The organism is Anaeromusa sp., from assembly GCF_028691475.1.
Classification (GTDB): domain Bacteria; phylum Bacillota; class Negativicutes; order Anaeromusales; family Anaeromusaceae; genus Anaeromusa.
Window position 1 is genome coordinate 1 of the sequence record NZ_JAQUZF010000064.1, and the last position, 14,830, is coordinate 14,830.

17 protein-coding genes are annotated in these 14,830 nt (G+C 51.8%); 13 read left to right on the forward strand and 4 right to left on the reverse strand.

Annotated elements, in window-relative coordinates:
* Positions 1-424, reverse strand: a 424-nt coding sequence (locus PHF27_RS09200) for a hypothetical protein (RefSeq protein WP_300068891.1), incomplete at its 3' end; no start/stop codon positions are given.
* Positions 425-516: 92 nt separating this feature from the next.
* On the opposite strand from PHF27_RS09200, the gene PHF27_RS09205 reads away from it, so the two are divergent.
* Positions 517-927, forward strand: a complete 411-nt coding sequence (locus PHF27_RS09205; protein ID WP_300068894.1) for an Lrp/AsnC family transcriptional regulator — start codon at positions 517-519, stop codon at positions 925-927.
* Between the two features lie 6 nt (positions 928-933).
* Here the strand turns inward: PHF27_RS09205 and PHF27_RS09210 are convergent, their stop codons facing one another.
* The gene (locus PHF27_RS09210; RefSeq protein WP_300068897.1) at positions 934-1,296 is read right to left on the reverse strand and encodes a helix-turn-helix domain-containing protein; all 363 of its coding nucleotides are present in this window, start codon (positions 1,294-1,296) and stop codon (positions 934-936) included.
* A gap of 128 nt (positions 1,297-1,424) precedes the next feature.
* Between PHF27_RS09210 and PHF27_RS09215 the strand changes: the two genes are divergently transcribed.
* Together PHF27_RS09215 and PHF27_RS09220 are read left to right on the forward strand one after the other, a co-directional pair.
* The gene (locus PHF27_RS09215) at positions 1,425-2,054 is read left to right on the forward strand and encodes a lactate utilization protein (protein ID WP_300068900.1); all 630 of its coding nucleotides are present in this window, start codon (positions 1,425-1,427) and stop codon (positions 2,052-2,054) included.
* 12 nt (positions 2,055-2,066) lie between these two features.
* Positions 2,067-2,696 (forward strand): nitroreductase family protein, encoded by a 630-nt coding sequence (locus PHF27_RS09220; RefSeq protein WP_300068903.1) that lies wholly within the window; start codon positions 2,067-2,069, stop codon positions 2,694-2,696.
* Between the two features lie 134 nt (positions 2,697-2,830).
* On the opposite strand, the gene PHF27_RS09225 is transcribed toward PHF27_RS09220, so the two are convergent.
* Both PHF27_RS09225 and PHF27_RS09230 read right to left on the reverse strand, forming a co-directional pair.
* On the reverse strand, positions 2,831-3,175 hold the full coding sequence (locus PHF27_RS09225) for a cupin domain-containing protein (RefSeq protein ID WP_300068906.1): 345 nt from the start codon (positions 3,173-3,175) through the stop codon (positions 2,831-2,833).
* A gap of 408 nt (positions 3,176-3,583) precedes the next feature.
* Positions 3,584-4,471 (reverse strand): pyridoxal-phosphate dependent enzyme, encoded by an 888-nt coding sequence (locus PHF27_RS09230; protein WP_300068909.1) that lies wholly within the window; start codon positions 4,469-4,471, stop codon positions 3,584-3,586.
* Between the two features lie 236 nt (positions 4,472-4,707).
* Here PHF27_RS09230 and mqnE point away from each other — a divergent pair, with 236 nt between their 5' ends.
* The 10 genes from mqnE to PHF27_RS09280 all read left to right on the forward strand — a co-directional run bounded on the left by mqnE (position 4,708) and on the right by PHF27_RS09280 (position 14,733).
* Positions 4,708-5,793 carry an aminofutalosine synthase MqnE gene (gene mqnE / locus PHF27_RS09235; protein WP_300068912.1) on the forward strand — a complete coding sequence of 362 codons (1,086 nt, stop codon included), beginning with the start codon at positions 4,708-4,710 and terminating at the stop codon, positions 5,791-5,793.
* A gap of 53 nt (positions 5,794-5,846) precedes the next feature.
* Positions 5,847-7,595, forward strand: coding sequence for a hypothetical protein (locus PHF27_RS09240; protein ID WP_300068915.1), 1,749 nt, complete (start codon positions 5,847-5,849; stop codon positions 7,593-7,595).
* A gap of 419 nt (positions 7,596-8,014) precedes the next feature.
* On the forward strand, positions 8,015-10,099 hold the full coding sequence (locus PHF27_RS09245; protein ID WP_300068918.1) for a penicillin-binding protein 1A: 2,085 nt from the start codon (positions 8,015-8,017) through the stop codon (positions 10,097-10,099).
* A gap of 38 nt (positions 10,100-10,137) precedes the next feature.
* Positions 10,138-11,238 carry a tetratricopeptide repeat protein gene (locus tag PHF27_RS09250; protein ID WP_300068920.1) on the forward strand — a complete coding sequence of 367 codons (1,101 nt, stop codon included), beginning with the start codon at positions 10,138-10,140 and terminating at the stop codon, positions 11,236-11,238.
* A gap of 31 nt (positions 11,239-11,269) precedes the next feature.
* Positions 11,270-11,962 carry an NAD(P)-binding domain-containing protein gene (locus PHF27_RS09255; protein WP_300068923.1) on the forward strand — a complete coding sequence of 231 codons (693 nt, stop codon included), beginning with the start codon at positions 11,270-11,272 and terminating at the stop codon, positions 11,960-11,962.
* A gap of 226 nt (positions 11,963-12,188) precedes the next feature.
* The gene (gene pdxS / locus PHF27_RS09260; RefSeq protein WP_300068926.1) at positions 12,189-13,070 is read left to right on the forward strand and encodes a pyridoxal 5'-phosphate synthase lyase subunit PdxS; all 882 of its coding nucleotides are present in this window, start codon (positions 12,189-12,191) and stop codon (positions 13,068-13,070) included.
* Positions 13,071-13,074: 4 nt separating this feature from the next.
* Positions 13,075-13,650, forward strand: coding sequence for a pyridoxal 5'-phosphate synthase glutaminase subunit PdxT (gene pdxT / locus PHF27_RS09265; protein WP_300068928.1), 576 nt, complete (start codon positions 13,075-13,077; stop codon positions 13,648-13,650).
* A 170-nt stretch (positions 13,651-13,820) separates the two neighbouring features.
* Positions 13,821-14,075 (forward strand): hypothetical protein, encoded by a 255-nt coding sequence (locus tag PHF27_RS09270; RefSeq protein ID WP_300068931.1) that lies wholly within the window; start codon positions 13,821-13,823, stop codon positions 14,073-14,075.
* Between the two features lie 14 nt (positions 14,076-14,089).
* Positions 14,090-14,221, forward strand: a complete 132-nt coding sequence (locus PHF27_RS09275; protein ID WP_300068933.1) for a hypothetical protein — start codon at positions 14,090-14,092, stop codon at positions 14,219-14,221.
* Between the two features lie 107 nt (positions 14,222-14,328).
* Positions 14,329-14,733, forward strand: coding sequence for a bacteriohemerythrin (locus tag PHF27_RS09280; protein ID WP_300068935.1), 405 nt, complete (start codon positions 14,329-14,331; stop codon positions 14,731-14,733).
* Positions 14,734-14,830: the final 97 nt, after the last annotated feature.

The window sequence follows — 14,830 nt, forward strand, 5'->3', positions numbered from 1 at the left end:
AGTGGGGAACAGGATCTAAGGCTCCTTGCGCAGATAGCATGGGGTCGATCAAAATCGTCCCTTCGGGTAAGGATAGATGCATGGTGGCATGGCGAAATAATTGCAAGTGCATAGTAACAGCTCCTTTGGGTGTTTGCTTTCTTACTCTTAGTATAGCTTTTCCAAGGTTAGCGGAAAAAAGAAAATAGCGGTGCTGGCTTTCTTGATGAAAGAAAAAAGCCTTTTTCCCTAAGCTGGCGAAGCTTGCCAGCGAGAAGAAGGCTTGAAAAGGATTTTTCGGCTGAGGAGAGAATGAAGTGCATATAAATATAGAAGAAGCGAGGAACGGACTTTTAATCCGTTCAGCTAGTCTTGCAGGCCCTGCGGACCGCTTCGCTCGCAAAAGTTTTGCCGCAGACGCCGGGTGCGGATGCTGGTTTTGCATGGCAACCGACGTCTACTTTCTAAAGGGAGGGGGCGTCGGAGAATTTAAGATGCGAAAAGAGAAAAGCCAGAGAAATGAGAAAGGAGCGGGTTATGGACGAAATCGATAAGCAGATTGTGGAAATTCTGTCTAAGCAGGGCCGGATGCAATGGAAAGAACTGGGGGAAACCGTACATTTGAGCGGACCTGCTGTGGCGGAGCGCGTACGGCGCTTGGAAAAGCAAGGCATTATCTGCGGCTATAAAGCCGTAGTAGATGAAAGCAAAACAGGAAGAGCGACGACGGCGCTCATTACCATTATTTTGAGCAGTGGCCGCCATGGAGAAATGCAAACGCTGCTGCGCAGTCACCCGGCGGTGCGTGAATCTTACCGGGTTAGCGGCGACGGCTGTTATTGGTGCCGGGCTGCTTTCACCGGGCAGACGGAATTGGCCGCTTTTTTAGATGAGCTGTCGACGCTGGGAAATTATCGCTTAATGCTGGCAGTGGATGCCATTCATTAATAGAAGCTAACGGTTGGCGGCTTGCGGCGAGGCAGTTGCATCATGCCGCTCGGCGTAGCCTTGGCCCCATTGGCAGAGCTGCTCCAAAATCGGCAGCAAACTTTGGCCTTCTTCGGTTAGCGAATACTCAACCTTGGGCGGGACTTGGGCGTAAACCAGACGGTTTACCAGACCGTGCTCCTCCAGCTCACGGAGCTGCTGGGTAAGCATCTTTTGCGTGACTTTGGGTAGTTGGCGGCGCAGTTCGCTGAAACGGAGCGTATGATGACATCCCAAGTGCCAAAGAATAAGGGCTTTCCATTTGCCGCCGATTAGGCCTAAGGAAAGTTCCATACTGCATTGATACTCGACATTGTTAAAACAAAACATGGCGCAAATCTCCTTTATTTATCACAATGGTATCCTTTTGGATACTATAATACAAAAATGTTTGTACTTGTGATTAATTATAGCGGATCCTATAATGAAAATCAAAAGATAAATAAGGAGGCGGCAGAATGACAGCACAGACAGATACGCGGGTGGCAAAGACGTTGGAGGCCTTAAAGAAAAATCGCTTTGGAGTGCAGCATTTTTCGAACGCATCAGCTGGGGTGGCTAAATTGTTGGAGGAGATTCCGGTGGAGGCAACCGTCGGGTTTGGCGGTTCCTGGACGTTGATGCAGCTGCAGGTGGCGGAGCAATTAGAAGCCAGGGGCAATGTCGTATACAACCACAACAAACAGGGACTGTCTAAGGAAGAAGTGCTGGAGATGAGGCAGAAGGAGCTTTCTTGTGATGTGTTTTTGACCAGCACCAATGCGTTGACCGCAGGCGGGCAGCTTGTCAATGTAGACGGCGTCGGCAATCGGGTGAGCGCCATGGTTTTTGGTCCGAAGAAGGTAATTGTTTTTGCTGGAGTCAACAAGATTGTCGACGATTTAGAGGGGGCGTTAGAGCGCATTCGCGCGATTGCGGCGCCGCGTAACAACCAGCGCTTGAAGCTGCCCAATCCTTGCGTGCAAAGCGGTCGCTGTATGAACTGTCAGGGGCCGACGCGCATTTGCAATGTAACTACCATTATTGACAAGAAGCCGCCGCTGACGGATTTGCAGGTTTGGCTGGTGGAAGAAGAACTGGGCTATTAAGGAGGGGCTTGTATGGGAAAATTGGATTTTATTTATCAGCGTAAAAGCGTTCGTGCTTTTCAGCCAACGCCGCTACCGGCAGAGGATTTGCGTCAGATTTTAGCAGCGGCGACGCAGGCGCCCTCGGGAAAAAATGTGCAGAACTGGCATTTTGTCGTCGTACGCAGCCGGCATAAAATTGTGGAGATTACCAAAATTGTCGAAGCTAAGAATGCCAAATTGGCGGCCTTTTTAACAGAAGAAAAAGCACGCTCCTTTCGCGGCTTGTTACCCTATTATACGGTGTTTCGCGATGCGCCGGTATTGGTGCTGGCTTATGGCGGGCCTTACCCGGCAAGCGATTTGCAGGGCTGCACGGAGCCGCAGGTGATGGAGGCGGCGAAAACCTCGCAACTGGCTCGGCCAGGCATTCAGAATGTGGCAGCGGCTATGGAAAACTTGTTGTTGGCTGCTGCAGCACTTGGCTATGGCGGCTGCTGGATGACAGGGCCGACGTTTGCGGCGAAGGAAATTAGTGCGTGTCTAGGTTTTGCCAAGGAAGACTACCAATTGCTGGCGGTGACTCCCTTGGGAGTGCCTGCAACCGCGCTCGGCAGTCCGCCGCGCAAAGCGCTGGAAGAAGTAGTGACCTTTATAGACTAAGAGAAGCCAGGCGTTAGCCTGGCTTCTCTTAGTCTATATTAGAAATTATAAGCTTTTACGAACGGCATGAGTGTCTTCGTAACCCTCATTCGGGCCCTCTGATTCTCTCGTGACTCTTGTTCAAATTTCCGTTCTTATTCTTCCGGGAAGAGCACCAAAAGAATCATTTTAAAATCCTCTACAGCTTCTACGGCATGGGGAACATTGGCCGGCATGAGAATGCTGCTGCCAGCTGGCACGTCCTGCGTTGTTTCGCCAACCGTAATGCGGGCGCTGCCGCTGAGGACGGTAATCAGAGCGTCGCCGTGGGAAGCGTGGGTACTGATGGCCTCGCCGGCGGCAAAAGCGAACAGTGTCACATTGCCATGAGGATTTTGTGCCAGCGTCCGGCTGACAATTTCACCGTCGCGGTTGGCGACCAATGAAGGCAGCTCGACGGCTTGGGCAACAGGCAGATTTTTAAATACAGTAGTATTCATGAGACATTCCTCCTTCATGGAGAGTCACTAATTTATTTACCTCTCGCTCCCAAACGGCTCTTTTTTTGTCAGACTTTGTCAGAAAGCCTCGACAGAGCGCCGCTTTGCCTGCGTTTTCTTTCGCGTCTGGCGAAAAAAATTCTAGTTTTGGAGCGGAGTTTCATTAAATCAGTGGCTCTGCTATCTTGCTTTTAGTATAAAGCAAAAGTGGGGAAGCTGCCTGTGACGATGCTCACAAGAAATTGAAAATTATTCCTCCGTATCATCGAGGATGTCGATTGCTATGGCATCCTTGTATTACTCCTCGGGCCTTGCTCTGTTACCTCTGCTTACTGTGTTCTGTTCCTTTCTCCGTAAGCCCTCACTATACTCACTTTACTCTTGTTCAATCTCAGTATTCTCTAGTGGTTAGCAATCCTTGAAGATGTTGCAAGCTTGGCCAATGTCGATGTTGCCGCCGCTGATTAAAAGGCCGATGCGTTTGCCGGAAAGCGGCAGCATCCCGGCTAAAAGCGGCGCTAGCGCTAAGGAACCGGCGGGCTCCACCACGATTTTCAGACGCGACCACAAATAGAACATAGCGCGCAGGACATCTTTTTCGGAAACCGTCATGATGTCATCGACATGTCGCTGGATGAGAGAAACCGTCAGCTCGGAAGAGGGCGGGAGCGGCGCGGCGGCTTCCGTGGCTTCTTGGACACCGATAACCTGGCAGTGGGGATGCGCTTGCTTGATGTAGGCGGCGCTGCCGGCGAGGAGGCCGCCGTGGCGGCAGGGAACCAATAAATAATCCAGGCTGTAGGCGTCGTCGATCAGTTCTTTGGCGGCGGTGGCATGGCCGGCCAGCATCGTTTTATGCTCCCAAGGAGAAACGTATTGCCACTGTTCTTCCTTCGCCATGAGGCAAGCTTCCTTTTCGCGGCTGAAAAAATCAGCGGAACCGAAATGGAGAATTGCACCGTAGGCTAGCAGGGTCTGGCGAGTTTGCGGAGAAAGGGTATCTGAAAGCAATACATGTACCGGCGTCTCCAGTAAACGCCCTGTGAGGGCTAAAGCCAAAGCCTGGTTGTCAGGGCCGGCGGTGAGTACGCCGCGTTTTCTGGCGTCGGCAGTCAAGGTACTGACAAACTGATACGCGCCGCGGAACTTGAAAGAACCAGTGCGCTGGAAATTTTCGCATTTTAGAAAAAGCAAATTACCGCCGCTTTCTTCGTCTAAAGAACGCGACGTTAAGACCGGCGTGCGATGCACAATGCCGGCCAGGCGGTGGATCGCGTCAAAAATAGCTTGTTGCATGGCTTGTCTCCTTTCAGGAAACAGGATGCTGAAACATAATTATATAGTAGGTGAAATTCGACGAAGCCAGTGCAAACCCCTGCTGCGTGGACAAGGATGTATAAAGCTAAGGGGTAAAGAATAATTTTCGGTTGACTTCTGCGAAGAATTTGGAGAAAATGGACAATGGAGCGTCTATAAGTTGAGGCTCTCTTCCCTGCGGCGTTGGCCAAAGGGTTGGGAAGGAGTGTTTGTTGTTGAAGACCCCCTTAGATACGATTGAAGCAAAAGTCCGGGCCGGGGAGAGACTGTCCAAGGAAGACGGGCTGGCGCTTTTTGCTTCGCCGGATATTGCGCGTATTGGTTATTTGGCGGATCTGGTTCGCCAACGCATAAGCGGCGATTATGTCTATTTTAATGTGAACCGCCATGTGAATCTGACTAATATTTGCGTTTCACGTTGCCGGTTCTGCGCCTTTGGACGTGATGAAGGAGACAAGAAGGCGTACGCTATGAATCAGGAGGAAGTATTGCGGCTTGCTAAGCTGGCGGCGCAGGACCCGGACTTGCGGGAATTGCATATTGTCAGCGGGTTGCATCCGGATTGGCCTTTTGAATACTATCTGGATGTCCTGCGCATGCTGAAACGGGAACTGCCTCAATTGCATCGGAAGGCGTTTACCGCTGTGGAAATTCATTATTTTTCCAAGTTATCCGGGTTGTCGGTGGCGGAAGTGCTCAAAGCCTTGCAGGAGGCGGGCTTGCAGTCCATTCCCGGCGGCGGGGCGGAAATTCTTTCCGACCGGGTGCGGCAGGAGCTGTGTCCCAACAAAGCAACCGCTTCCGAATGGCTGGAAGTGCAGCGTACAGCGCATAAGATGGGCATTCGCAGCAATGCGAGCATGCTTTACGGGCATATTGAAACATTGGAAGAACGAGTTGATCATCTGTTGTCGCTGCGGGCGTTGCAGGACGAAACAGGCGGCTTCCAGACGTTTATTTGTTTTCCGTTCCACCCCGGCAATACGGAACTAGAGGCGACGCATCAGCGAACATCTTTGTGGGATGAGTTGAAAACAATGGCTATTTCGCGCTTGATGCTGGACAATTTCTCCAATATCAAGGCCTACTGGGTGATGCTGACTCTGCCGATTGCGCAGCTGGCGCTCGGCTTTGGGGCTAATGATATTGACGGGACAGTCAGCGAAGAAAAAATCATGCATGCCGCTGGCGCCAAATCGGATACCTTTTTGACGCAGGAAACGATCATTGAAACCATTCGTCAAATCGGCCGGATTCCGGTGGAACGGGATTCCATGTATCAAATAATCCGTACCTTGTAGGACGGGAGCTAAGAGCAAACCGGAGACGGAAAGCGGACAAGGAGGGTTCAGAGATGCGTGAGCGGAGAATCCAAGGACTTTGTATACTGCTGATCTTAGTGGGAATTTATGTATTCGTGCGGATGCCGGTATTGGCGCTGGGCTTTACGGATTGGTCATTTCTTGCCTTTTGGGGGGGCATGGCCTTGCTGGCTTGGCCTTTATCCGCCTTGGCGGAGCGGTTTCCCCATCTGATTACCCGCAATGCCTGGGAAGAGTTGCTGCGGCGTCTTTTGCCTTGGGCTTTTAAGCAGCGGCCGAGAGTGGTTGAGATTACCAATCATCGTCGTTTGGCTATGCTGATGATGCGTTATAAGGCCATGACTTTTATTGGGGCGGCCATGTTGATTCTTGCATTTTGCAATTTCTTTGTTTTTCCCATTTTGCTCAGTACGCCGGTTCTTTTCAGTCAACAATATCGCAACTTGCTGGGGCCGGTTACGGAAAGTTCTTTTTCGTCGGATGTAGCGCCTATCAATTTAGGGCAGATCCGCATTGTTGATGAAGAAATCGCCGCCAGACTGGCCGACAAAAAAATTGGTGAAATTCCCGCCTTGGGCAGCGAAGTGCAATTAGGTCAGATGTCGCTGCAGAAGGTGAAAGACCAGCTTTTTTATGTGGCTCCTTTGGAGTATCGCGGCTTCTTCCAATGGTGGAGCAACCGCCAAAAGGGCAGCCAAGGGTATGTGATGGTTTCGGCGACCAATCCGCAGGACGTGCATTTGATACAGCAGGTGAACGGCGTCGATATTCGGCTGAAATACCAGACAAAAGGTTTTTTTCTCGAAGATCTGCATCGGCATTTGTATCTGTCAGGGCTTGTTGATGTGGGGATTGGCGACCTTAGCTTTGAAGTGGATGACGATCTGCGTCCCTACTGGGTGGCGACGTTGTATCGGAATAAAGTCGGTTATGGCGGCAGTGACGCGGTTGGTGTAGCGGTTGTTGACGCTCAAAGCGGCGAGATTCAGCGTTATGGGCCGGAGGAAGTTCCGCGCTGGGTGGATCGGGTGCAGCCGGAGGATTTTCTTTTCCATCAAATTCGTGACTGGGGCGCGTATGTCAATGGCTTCTGGAATACGCTGCTGGCGAAAACCGGCACGTTGCGTCCAGCTGGCGACGGGTTGCATTTGATTTACGGCGATGACGATAACGTTTATTGGTATACAGGAATTTCTTCTTCCGGTAAGGATGAAAGCACCGTAGGCTTTGTGCTGGTTAATTCTCGGACTAAGGAAGTGCGGTGGTACAAGGTGGCTGGCGCCAATGAACTGAGCGCCAAGAAATCGGCGGAAGGCCAAGTGCAGGAAAAAGCCTACCGAGCCGGCAGTCCGGTATTGTATAATATCGGCGGCGTACCAACGTATATCATGCCTATGAAGGATAAGGAAGGCTTATTAAAAGCCGTGGCCTTTGTCTCAGTGGAAAACTACAATATCGTCGGCGTTGGCGCTGATATGGAAAGCGCGTATCGCTCATATCGGCAGAATTTGGCCCAAACTGGCTTAGTGGATCTGGGTTCCGGCGAGATGAAACAGAATATGCTGCGCGGAGCGGTGTCGCGTATCTCGCAGGTAGTGCAGCATGGCGAATCGTACTATTTTCTGATGCTCGACGGGCAGACGCCGGTGTTTATGGGCGCGGCGTCGCTTTCGCCTAAGCTGCCGTTAGTGCGGCCCGGCGATGTAGTGGATATTTCTTTTTCCGCCGGAACTGGCGCAGCCCCGGCGGTGATGCATCAGTTTAAGACCGACTCCTATTAGGAAATCTTGGAACCATGAAGCAAAGACGTAGCAGGAGGTGCTGCGTCTTTCTTTTACGGGAGGCGCTGCTTTATGAACTCGTCCTGGCAAAGCGAATCTTTTTCCGCCTGGCGGCGTCAGAAAATCTTGGCATAGCGCCGCTATGCCTGCGAACTTCTTTCTTGCCAGACTCAAAAATCTTTTGCTTTGCCAGGGAGTTCATTGCAGCAGCGTCTCCCTTGCGGAGGGTTTTTTGACAAAGCGTTTCTTAGATTTTCCTGTTCAATCCATTTTTTTCTCTCTGTTTCCTCTGGCATTTCCTCTCTGTGTTCCGTTCTCTCGCTTTAGTCCTGCCTTTTTGGGCAGGAAACCAGGAGAACATGCCGAATATAATGAAGAATATTTGTTTTTGGAAAAAATTATGAGGTGAAATGATCTATATGCTACGACGTTTACGTGGATGGAGCGTTCTCTGTTTGTTGATGGCTGCCGTATCACTGGTGAGCGGCTGCGGGTTCTTTGATTTTGGCAGCAGTGATCTGCAGAAAAACAGCGCCGCTTCGACGCAGGTGTATGATTCGGCAGGGAACTTGCTGGCTACGCTGCATGCCGAAGAAAATCGGGTGCCGGTGCCGTTGAAGGAAATTCCAGAACATTTAAAGAAAGCCTTTATTGCGACGGAAGACGCCAGGTTTTACGATCATCCCGGCATCGATGTGCGCGGCATTGCTAGAGCGGTCTGGGTGAATGTTACCTCCGGCGGCGTAGCAGAGGGCGCCAGCACGATTACGCAGCAGTTGGCTCGTAATGCGCTTTTGACGCATGAACGGACTTTTACGCGCAAGGTGCGGGAGATTTTCCTAGCCTTTGAGCTGGAAGCGAAGTACTCTAAAAACGAAATTCTGGAAATGTATCTGAACCAGATTTATTTCGGCGAAGGCGCTTATGGCGTACAGGCGGCGGCGCAGGCTTACTTTGGCAAGGATGTGCGTGAACTGTCTTTGGCGGAATGCGCCATGCTGGCCGGCTTGCCGCAGCGGCCCAGCGAGCTGTCGCCGCTGCGCAATCCCAAAGGTGCCAAAGAGCGCCAGCAGGTCGTGTTGGAGCAGATGGTTAAATACAATTATTTGGATTCCCTGAGCGCGGCCAAGGCAGCCAAGGTAGAATTGCGCTATGGCGGGAGCGGCGCTCGTAAGCAAGAAACAACCGCCTCGTACTTCGTGGATTATGTGACGCAGCGTCTTATTGAAAAATACGGCGCTCGCATGGTGTATTCCGGCGGCTTAAAGGTGTACACTACGTTGGATTCCGATATGCAGCAGGCGGCGGAGCAGGCCTTGTGGAGCCAACTGCCGAAGAGTCATACCTCAGAAGGCGGCGTACAACAGCCGCAAGGAGCGCTGGTTGCGCTTGAACCGTCTACCGGAGCTATCAGGGCGATGGTGGGGGGGCGGGGAACGGACCAGTTTAACCGGGCCGTACTGGCGGAGCGGCAGCCAGGTTCCGCGTTTAAGCCTTTTGTTTATTTGTCGGTGCTACAGCAGGGCGTGTCGCCGGAGGCGCGCATTGATGACCGGGCGGTGACCTTTGGCAGCTATGCGCCGCAGAACTATGACGGGCGTTTTCGCGGCGTTGTAACGTTGCGTCAAGCCTTAGAGCAGTCTCTCAATGTGGTGGCGGTGCGCTTAGCGCGGCAGGTAGGTCCGGAAAAGATTGTAGAAAATGCGGAAAAAATGGGCATTTCTACGTTGGTCAAAAGCGGCAGCGTGAATGATATGACGCTGGGCATGTCGCTGGGCGGTCTGACACGGGGCGTTACACCGTTGGAATTGGCGGAGGCTTATGGGGTTATGGCCAATCAGGGCGCGCGGGCGCCTTCGATGGCGATCTTGAAGGTAGTGGATCGGAATGGTAAAGTGCTGGAAGACAATCGGCCTCAAAGCACTCAGGTAGTGGACAGCCGGGCCGTGTCCGTGCTGGTGGATATGATGCGCGGCGTTATTAGCCGGGGTACCGGCACCGGCGCGGGCATCGGCCGTCCTGCGGCAGGCAAGACGGGAACTACCAACGACTATAAAGATGCCTGGTTTGCTGGTTTTACGCCGAACTTGGCCGCTGTAGTTTGGCTGGGCGCGGATGATAACCGCAGCCTGGGCGGTATTACTGGCGGGGAAACGCCAGCAGCCATTTGGCGTCAGTTTATGAAGGCGGCTACAGCTAAGTTGCCGGTGAGGGACTTCCCTAGTCGGGCAGGCGGTTTTTATAAAGGGTTGGGCGAGCTGAGTCCGTCCCAGGCTAGTCAACTGCCGCCGGAAGAGTTGAAGGACGCTATTATCCTGGACGGGGAAATAAAATCAGATAAGGCTAAGGAAACGGAGAAAGGGACGTCCGAAGCGGGGGCGAAAGATGTTAAAGGGCAGCCGCCGGCTTTGCGTCTGGAAGATCGACCCTTGGAAGAACCGGGGGGCAAAGGAAAAGCGGCAACACAGCCGCCTACGGCGCCGCCGCCCAAAGAGACGCTTTGATGAATTCCAATTGCGATGGAATAAAGGGGGGGATGGTCGTGCTCGGAAACTGGAAAAAGAGCGGCGCAGTCTTGGTGCTAGCTTGCTGCTTATGCCTGCCCCAGGCGTTTGGAGCGGCAAAGCCAGCAGCGAAGGCGCCGGTATCGGCGACCTTGTTGCAGCAAGGGGACAGCGCCTATGCGGCGCAAGACTACGCTCAAGCGGAAACGGTTTACGGGACGGTGCTTCAGCAAGACAAGTCAGCAGCCGTTTACGTTAAACGTGGTAACGCCCGCTATGCCCAGAAACGGTATCAAGAGGCCTTAGAAGACTATAATCAGGCCCTAGAATTATCTCCTGCTTCGTGGTCCTGGTATGAGCAGCGCGGCCATGCGTACTTGGCGTTAGAGCAATGGCAGCAGGCGGCGGACGATTACGCCAAAGCCGCTCTCAATAGTGCGCTGTCGCCAGACGGCTTTATCTACAAGGGACGTGCGCTGGCGGTTTTGGGGCAGCATCAAAAAGCGGCGGAGGCGTATGGGCAGGCCATGGGGTTGTTGGCTGGCAGGGCGGATCTGTTGGCAGCCCGCGCTGGAGAACTGATGTACCTGGGCGAGTGGGAAGCTGCGCTGATCGACTACGATGAGGCGTTGAAACGGCAGCCGGGACAGGCTTACTGGCTCTATAACCGCGGCAATGTGCAGCGCAAATTAGGACGCAACGAAGGCGCCATGGCGGATTATAACGCCGCTGTGCAAGCAGAACCGAAGCTGGCTATGGCGTACTATCAATTGGCGAACATGCAAGCGGCGGGAGAAAACGTGAGCGGCGCAATTGAAAATTATACGAGGGCGATTGACTCTCAACCGGAACAGGCTATGTTTTGGCATAATCGAGGCGCTTTATTCTTGCGGCAGCAAAAGGAAAGTGAAGCGTTGGCGGATTTCCGCAAAGCTTTGTCTATACAGCCGGAATATGGCTTGGCGTACTATAGCAAGGCGCTGGCGCTGGAAAGCCTCAGCCGCAAGCAAGGCGGCTGGGGACAGGATTTGCTGCAGGAAACCATTGGCGCTTACGAACAGTATCTCAAGTATGCCGGTGATGACGCGACGCGTCGAGATTGGGTGGAACGAAGACTGAAAGAGCTGCGTAATTCATAAAAATTAGTGGTTCCCTAAGGGAGGCGGCGAAATGAGAATTATCATTATCGGTGCAGGTCGGTTAGGGCGTGCGCTAGGCATATTGTGGAAGAACCAGCATGAGATTGTCTTTTTTGACCGAGATGAAAAGGTAGCGCAGGAAGCAGCGACGGAATTGGGCGTGGCAGCGGTTGCCGCCAAAGAGCAGTTGCCTGAGGAGGCAATCGTTGTCTTGGCGGTGCCGGGACCTGTGGCGGCGCAGGCTTTAAATACGCTGGCCAAGCTGGAGCGTCCTTATGCCGTGCTTTCTGTGGCAACGGCATTAAGCCGCAAACAGCTGGATGTAGCCACCGAAGAGCCGCTGCGTTCGTTGGGCGTAAAAATTGTCGGACAGGCGGATCATATGGCTCAAGGGGAGCACCCAGTGATTGTGATCGATCAAGGTCCGGAGAAACTGGTTGCTTTGGCGAAGGAGCTTTTTTCTTCGGTAGGCAAAACTTGCGTGGGCGTGGCGGATGTAGTGACGGAAATCAACCGTATTGCTACGCAGGCGGCGCTGGAGGCGGCGGTGCATATTGAGAGCACGCTGCGCCACAAGCTGGACGTTTGCGATCCCGCAGTCATTCAAAGCGCCATCAGCCAAGTGGCGGCAGGTACGCTAAGGTCCTATGCCGAAGGAGATTTGGGCCCCTTTGCGCGGGATATTGTACGGCAACTGAAAAAACATTCCGAAGGAACTGCATAAACTACATAAGCGAATTGGTTAGGGCTGTGGCTAAACTTCTGAAAAAGTTGGCTGCAGTCTTATTTTTTTGCAAATCTGTACTTGCTTTAAATGGTAATTCTGTATATTTTAATAGGATCAGATTTGATTTATACTACAACTGTGTTTTGCAAAACGTCTGAATTACAAAGGGATCTGCAAAGAAAATGTTAACTTTTCGTTGCGGGAAGTAATAGGAGGAAGTACGATGCAACAAGGAACTTTTCGGGTAAAAGCCGGCTTGGCGGAGATGCTTAAAGGCGGCGTAATTATGGATGTTACCACACCGGAGCAGGCTAAAATTGCGGAAGAGGCCGGGGCTTGCGCCGTTATGGCGCTGGAACGGGTTCCTGCGGATATCCGGGCCGCCGGCGGCGTTGCACGCATGGCGGATCCCACAGTAGTGCAGCGGATTATGGAAGTGGCCACCATTCCTGTTATGGCTAAAGCGCGGATTGGCCATTTTGTGGAAGCGCAGATTTTGGAAGCTCTTGGAGCTGACTATATTGACGAGAGCGAAGTTCTTACGCCTGCGGATGATAAGTTTCACATTAATAAACATAATTTTAAAGTCCCTTTTGTTTGCGGGGCTAAAAACTTGGGCGAGGCGTTGCGGCGTATTGGCGAAGGCGCGGCCATGATTCGAACCAAAGGCGAACCGGGAACAGGCAATGTGGTGGAAGCGGTCAAACATATGCGCATGGTTTCCAGTGAAATCAGAGTGCTGCAGAACTTGCCGGAAGAAGAAGTGGCCTCGTTTGCTAAAAACATGGCAGCTCCCTTGGAGCTGGTATGGGAAGTGCGTAAATTAGGCCGTCTGCCGGTAGTTAACTTTGCCGCTGGAGGCATTGCTACTCCGGCAGATGCAGCATTGATGATGCAGTTGGGCTGCGACGGCGTGTTTGTGGGCTCCGGCATTTTTAAATCCGGGGACCCTGTGAAACGGGCCAAGGCCATCGTAGCGGCGACTACGTATTATAACGATCCGAAGATGTTGGCGGAAATCTCTCGCGATTTGGGAGAGGCCATGGTCGGTATTGAGATTGACGTGATTCCTGCACATGAGCGCATGCAGGAACGCGGCTGGTAGAACGATGAAAATCGGGGTATTGGCGCTGCAGGGCGCTTTTCGAGAGCATAAGCAGATGCTGGAACGCTGTGGGGCAAAAGTCTGCGAAGTGCGCAAGACGGAGGAGTTGGAAGGATTGGATGGTCTGGTTTTGCCGGGAGGGGAAAGTACGACCATCGGCAAGCTGATGGTGAAGTTTGGCTTGCTGGAAAAAATTCAAGAACGTTATGCAGAAGGCATGGCCATTTACGGAACTTGCGCCGGTATGATTCTTCTTTGCCGGGATATTATCGGCAGCGATCAGCCGCGTCTGGGGCTTTTTGGCGCTAGGGTGCGGCGCAATGCCTTTGGGAGGCAGCGGGAAAGCTTTGAAGCGGATTTGTTTGTGCCGGAGATGGAAGCCGGTGAGAAGCCTATTCGCGCCGTGTTTATTCGCGCGCCCTATCTAGAAAAGGTGGGGCCGGACGTGCAAGTCTTGGCGGAGGTTAACGGCAAGGCGGTCATCGCTCGCCAAGGAAAGATTTTGACAACCTCTTTTCATCCGGAGCTGACTAATGATGATCGCATTCATCAATATTTTTTGAAGATGGTAACCGAATGAAGAAAGAATACGTTTTCGAAGCAAGCTGTTTGCCTGGCAAACAGCTTGCTTTTTTTGAGACATAGTACCCACTGCTGCAGGACTTTTGCAAGGGGGCGAGAATATAGGTAACGAGAAAATCGTTTGCAAAGCAGCTAGGAGAGCTTTGCACGAGCAAGCAGGAGAGTGCTATGCAGTTGGATGTGCGGACGCTTGTAATTTCCCTGATGTTAGTGGCTGGTGTTAACAGCTTGGTTATGCTGCTGGCTTGGCGCTATACATCTTCAATGCGCAATATTACTGGCTTTTGGAGCGTAAGTCAGCTTCTTTTTTTACTGGGTACGGCGTTGCTGGCGTTGCGTTACGCGATACCTGATTTTTTCTCTATCGTTGTATGCAATGTGCTTGTTCCGTGGGGGCGGGTAAGATCATTCAGACAACCGTAAGTTTGGGTTTGGCCATGTCGGAGAAGCATACCAGCAGCTGGGATGAGCTGGTGCAATTGGCCGATTTGGCGATGTACCGCGTAAAAAGCAAGGGAGGCAATGGCGTTGCTTGGTATGAGGAGGCAAAGATTAAGCAAAGCATTTAATAATAAAAACTAATTAATAATTTATTTGGAAATGTTCAGGGGATGTATGGTATAATCAAGTCAGTTTAGAATCGGCTCCGGATGTGCGGCGGAAAGGATGTTAGCAAATGTTGCAATGGAAAGAAGAATATGAAGTAGGCGTGGCGGAAATTGATGAACAGCATCAGAAACTAATCGATATTGCCAATCGGGTATACGAATTAATGCGTAATGAACTAGCGCTTGATAAATATGACCAGATTGTAGAGATTTTGCAGGAACTGAAAGAGTATACGGTGTATCATTTTCATTTTGAAGAAGGGCTTATGCAAAAAGCAAAATATAAAAAACGTTTTTCGCATAAAATATTGCATCAGAATTTTTTGGCGCAGGTGGAAGCGGTGGATTTGTCCGCTGTAGACGAAAATCAAGACGCGTATCTTGTGCAGATTATGGATTTTATCGCCAATTGGCTGATTGAGCATATTGTTGGTGAAGATAAAAAAGTGGGCCAGTCAGTTCGGGCTCAGTGAGATAGTAAAAAAGAGCGCATGCCGTTGAGGCATAGCGCTCTTTTTGATCGAGTTTTTTGCTAGTCTTTTTTGGGGGACTCTTCCAGAAGCTCGGAAG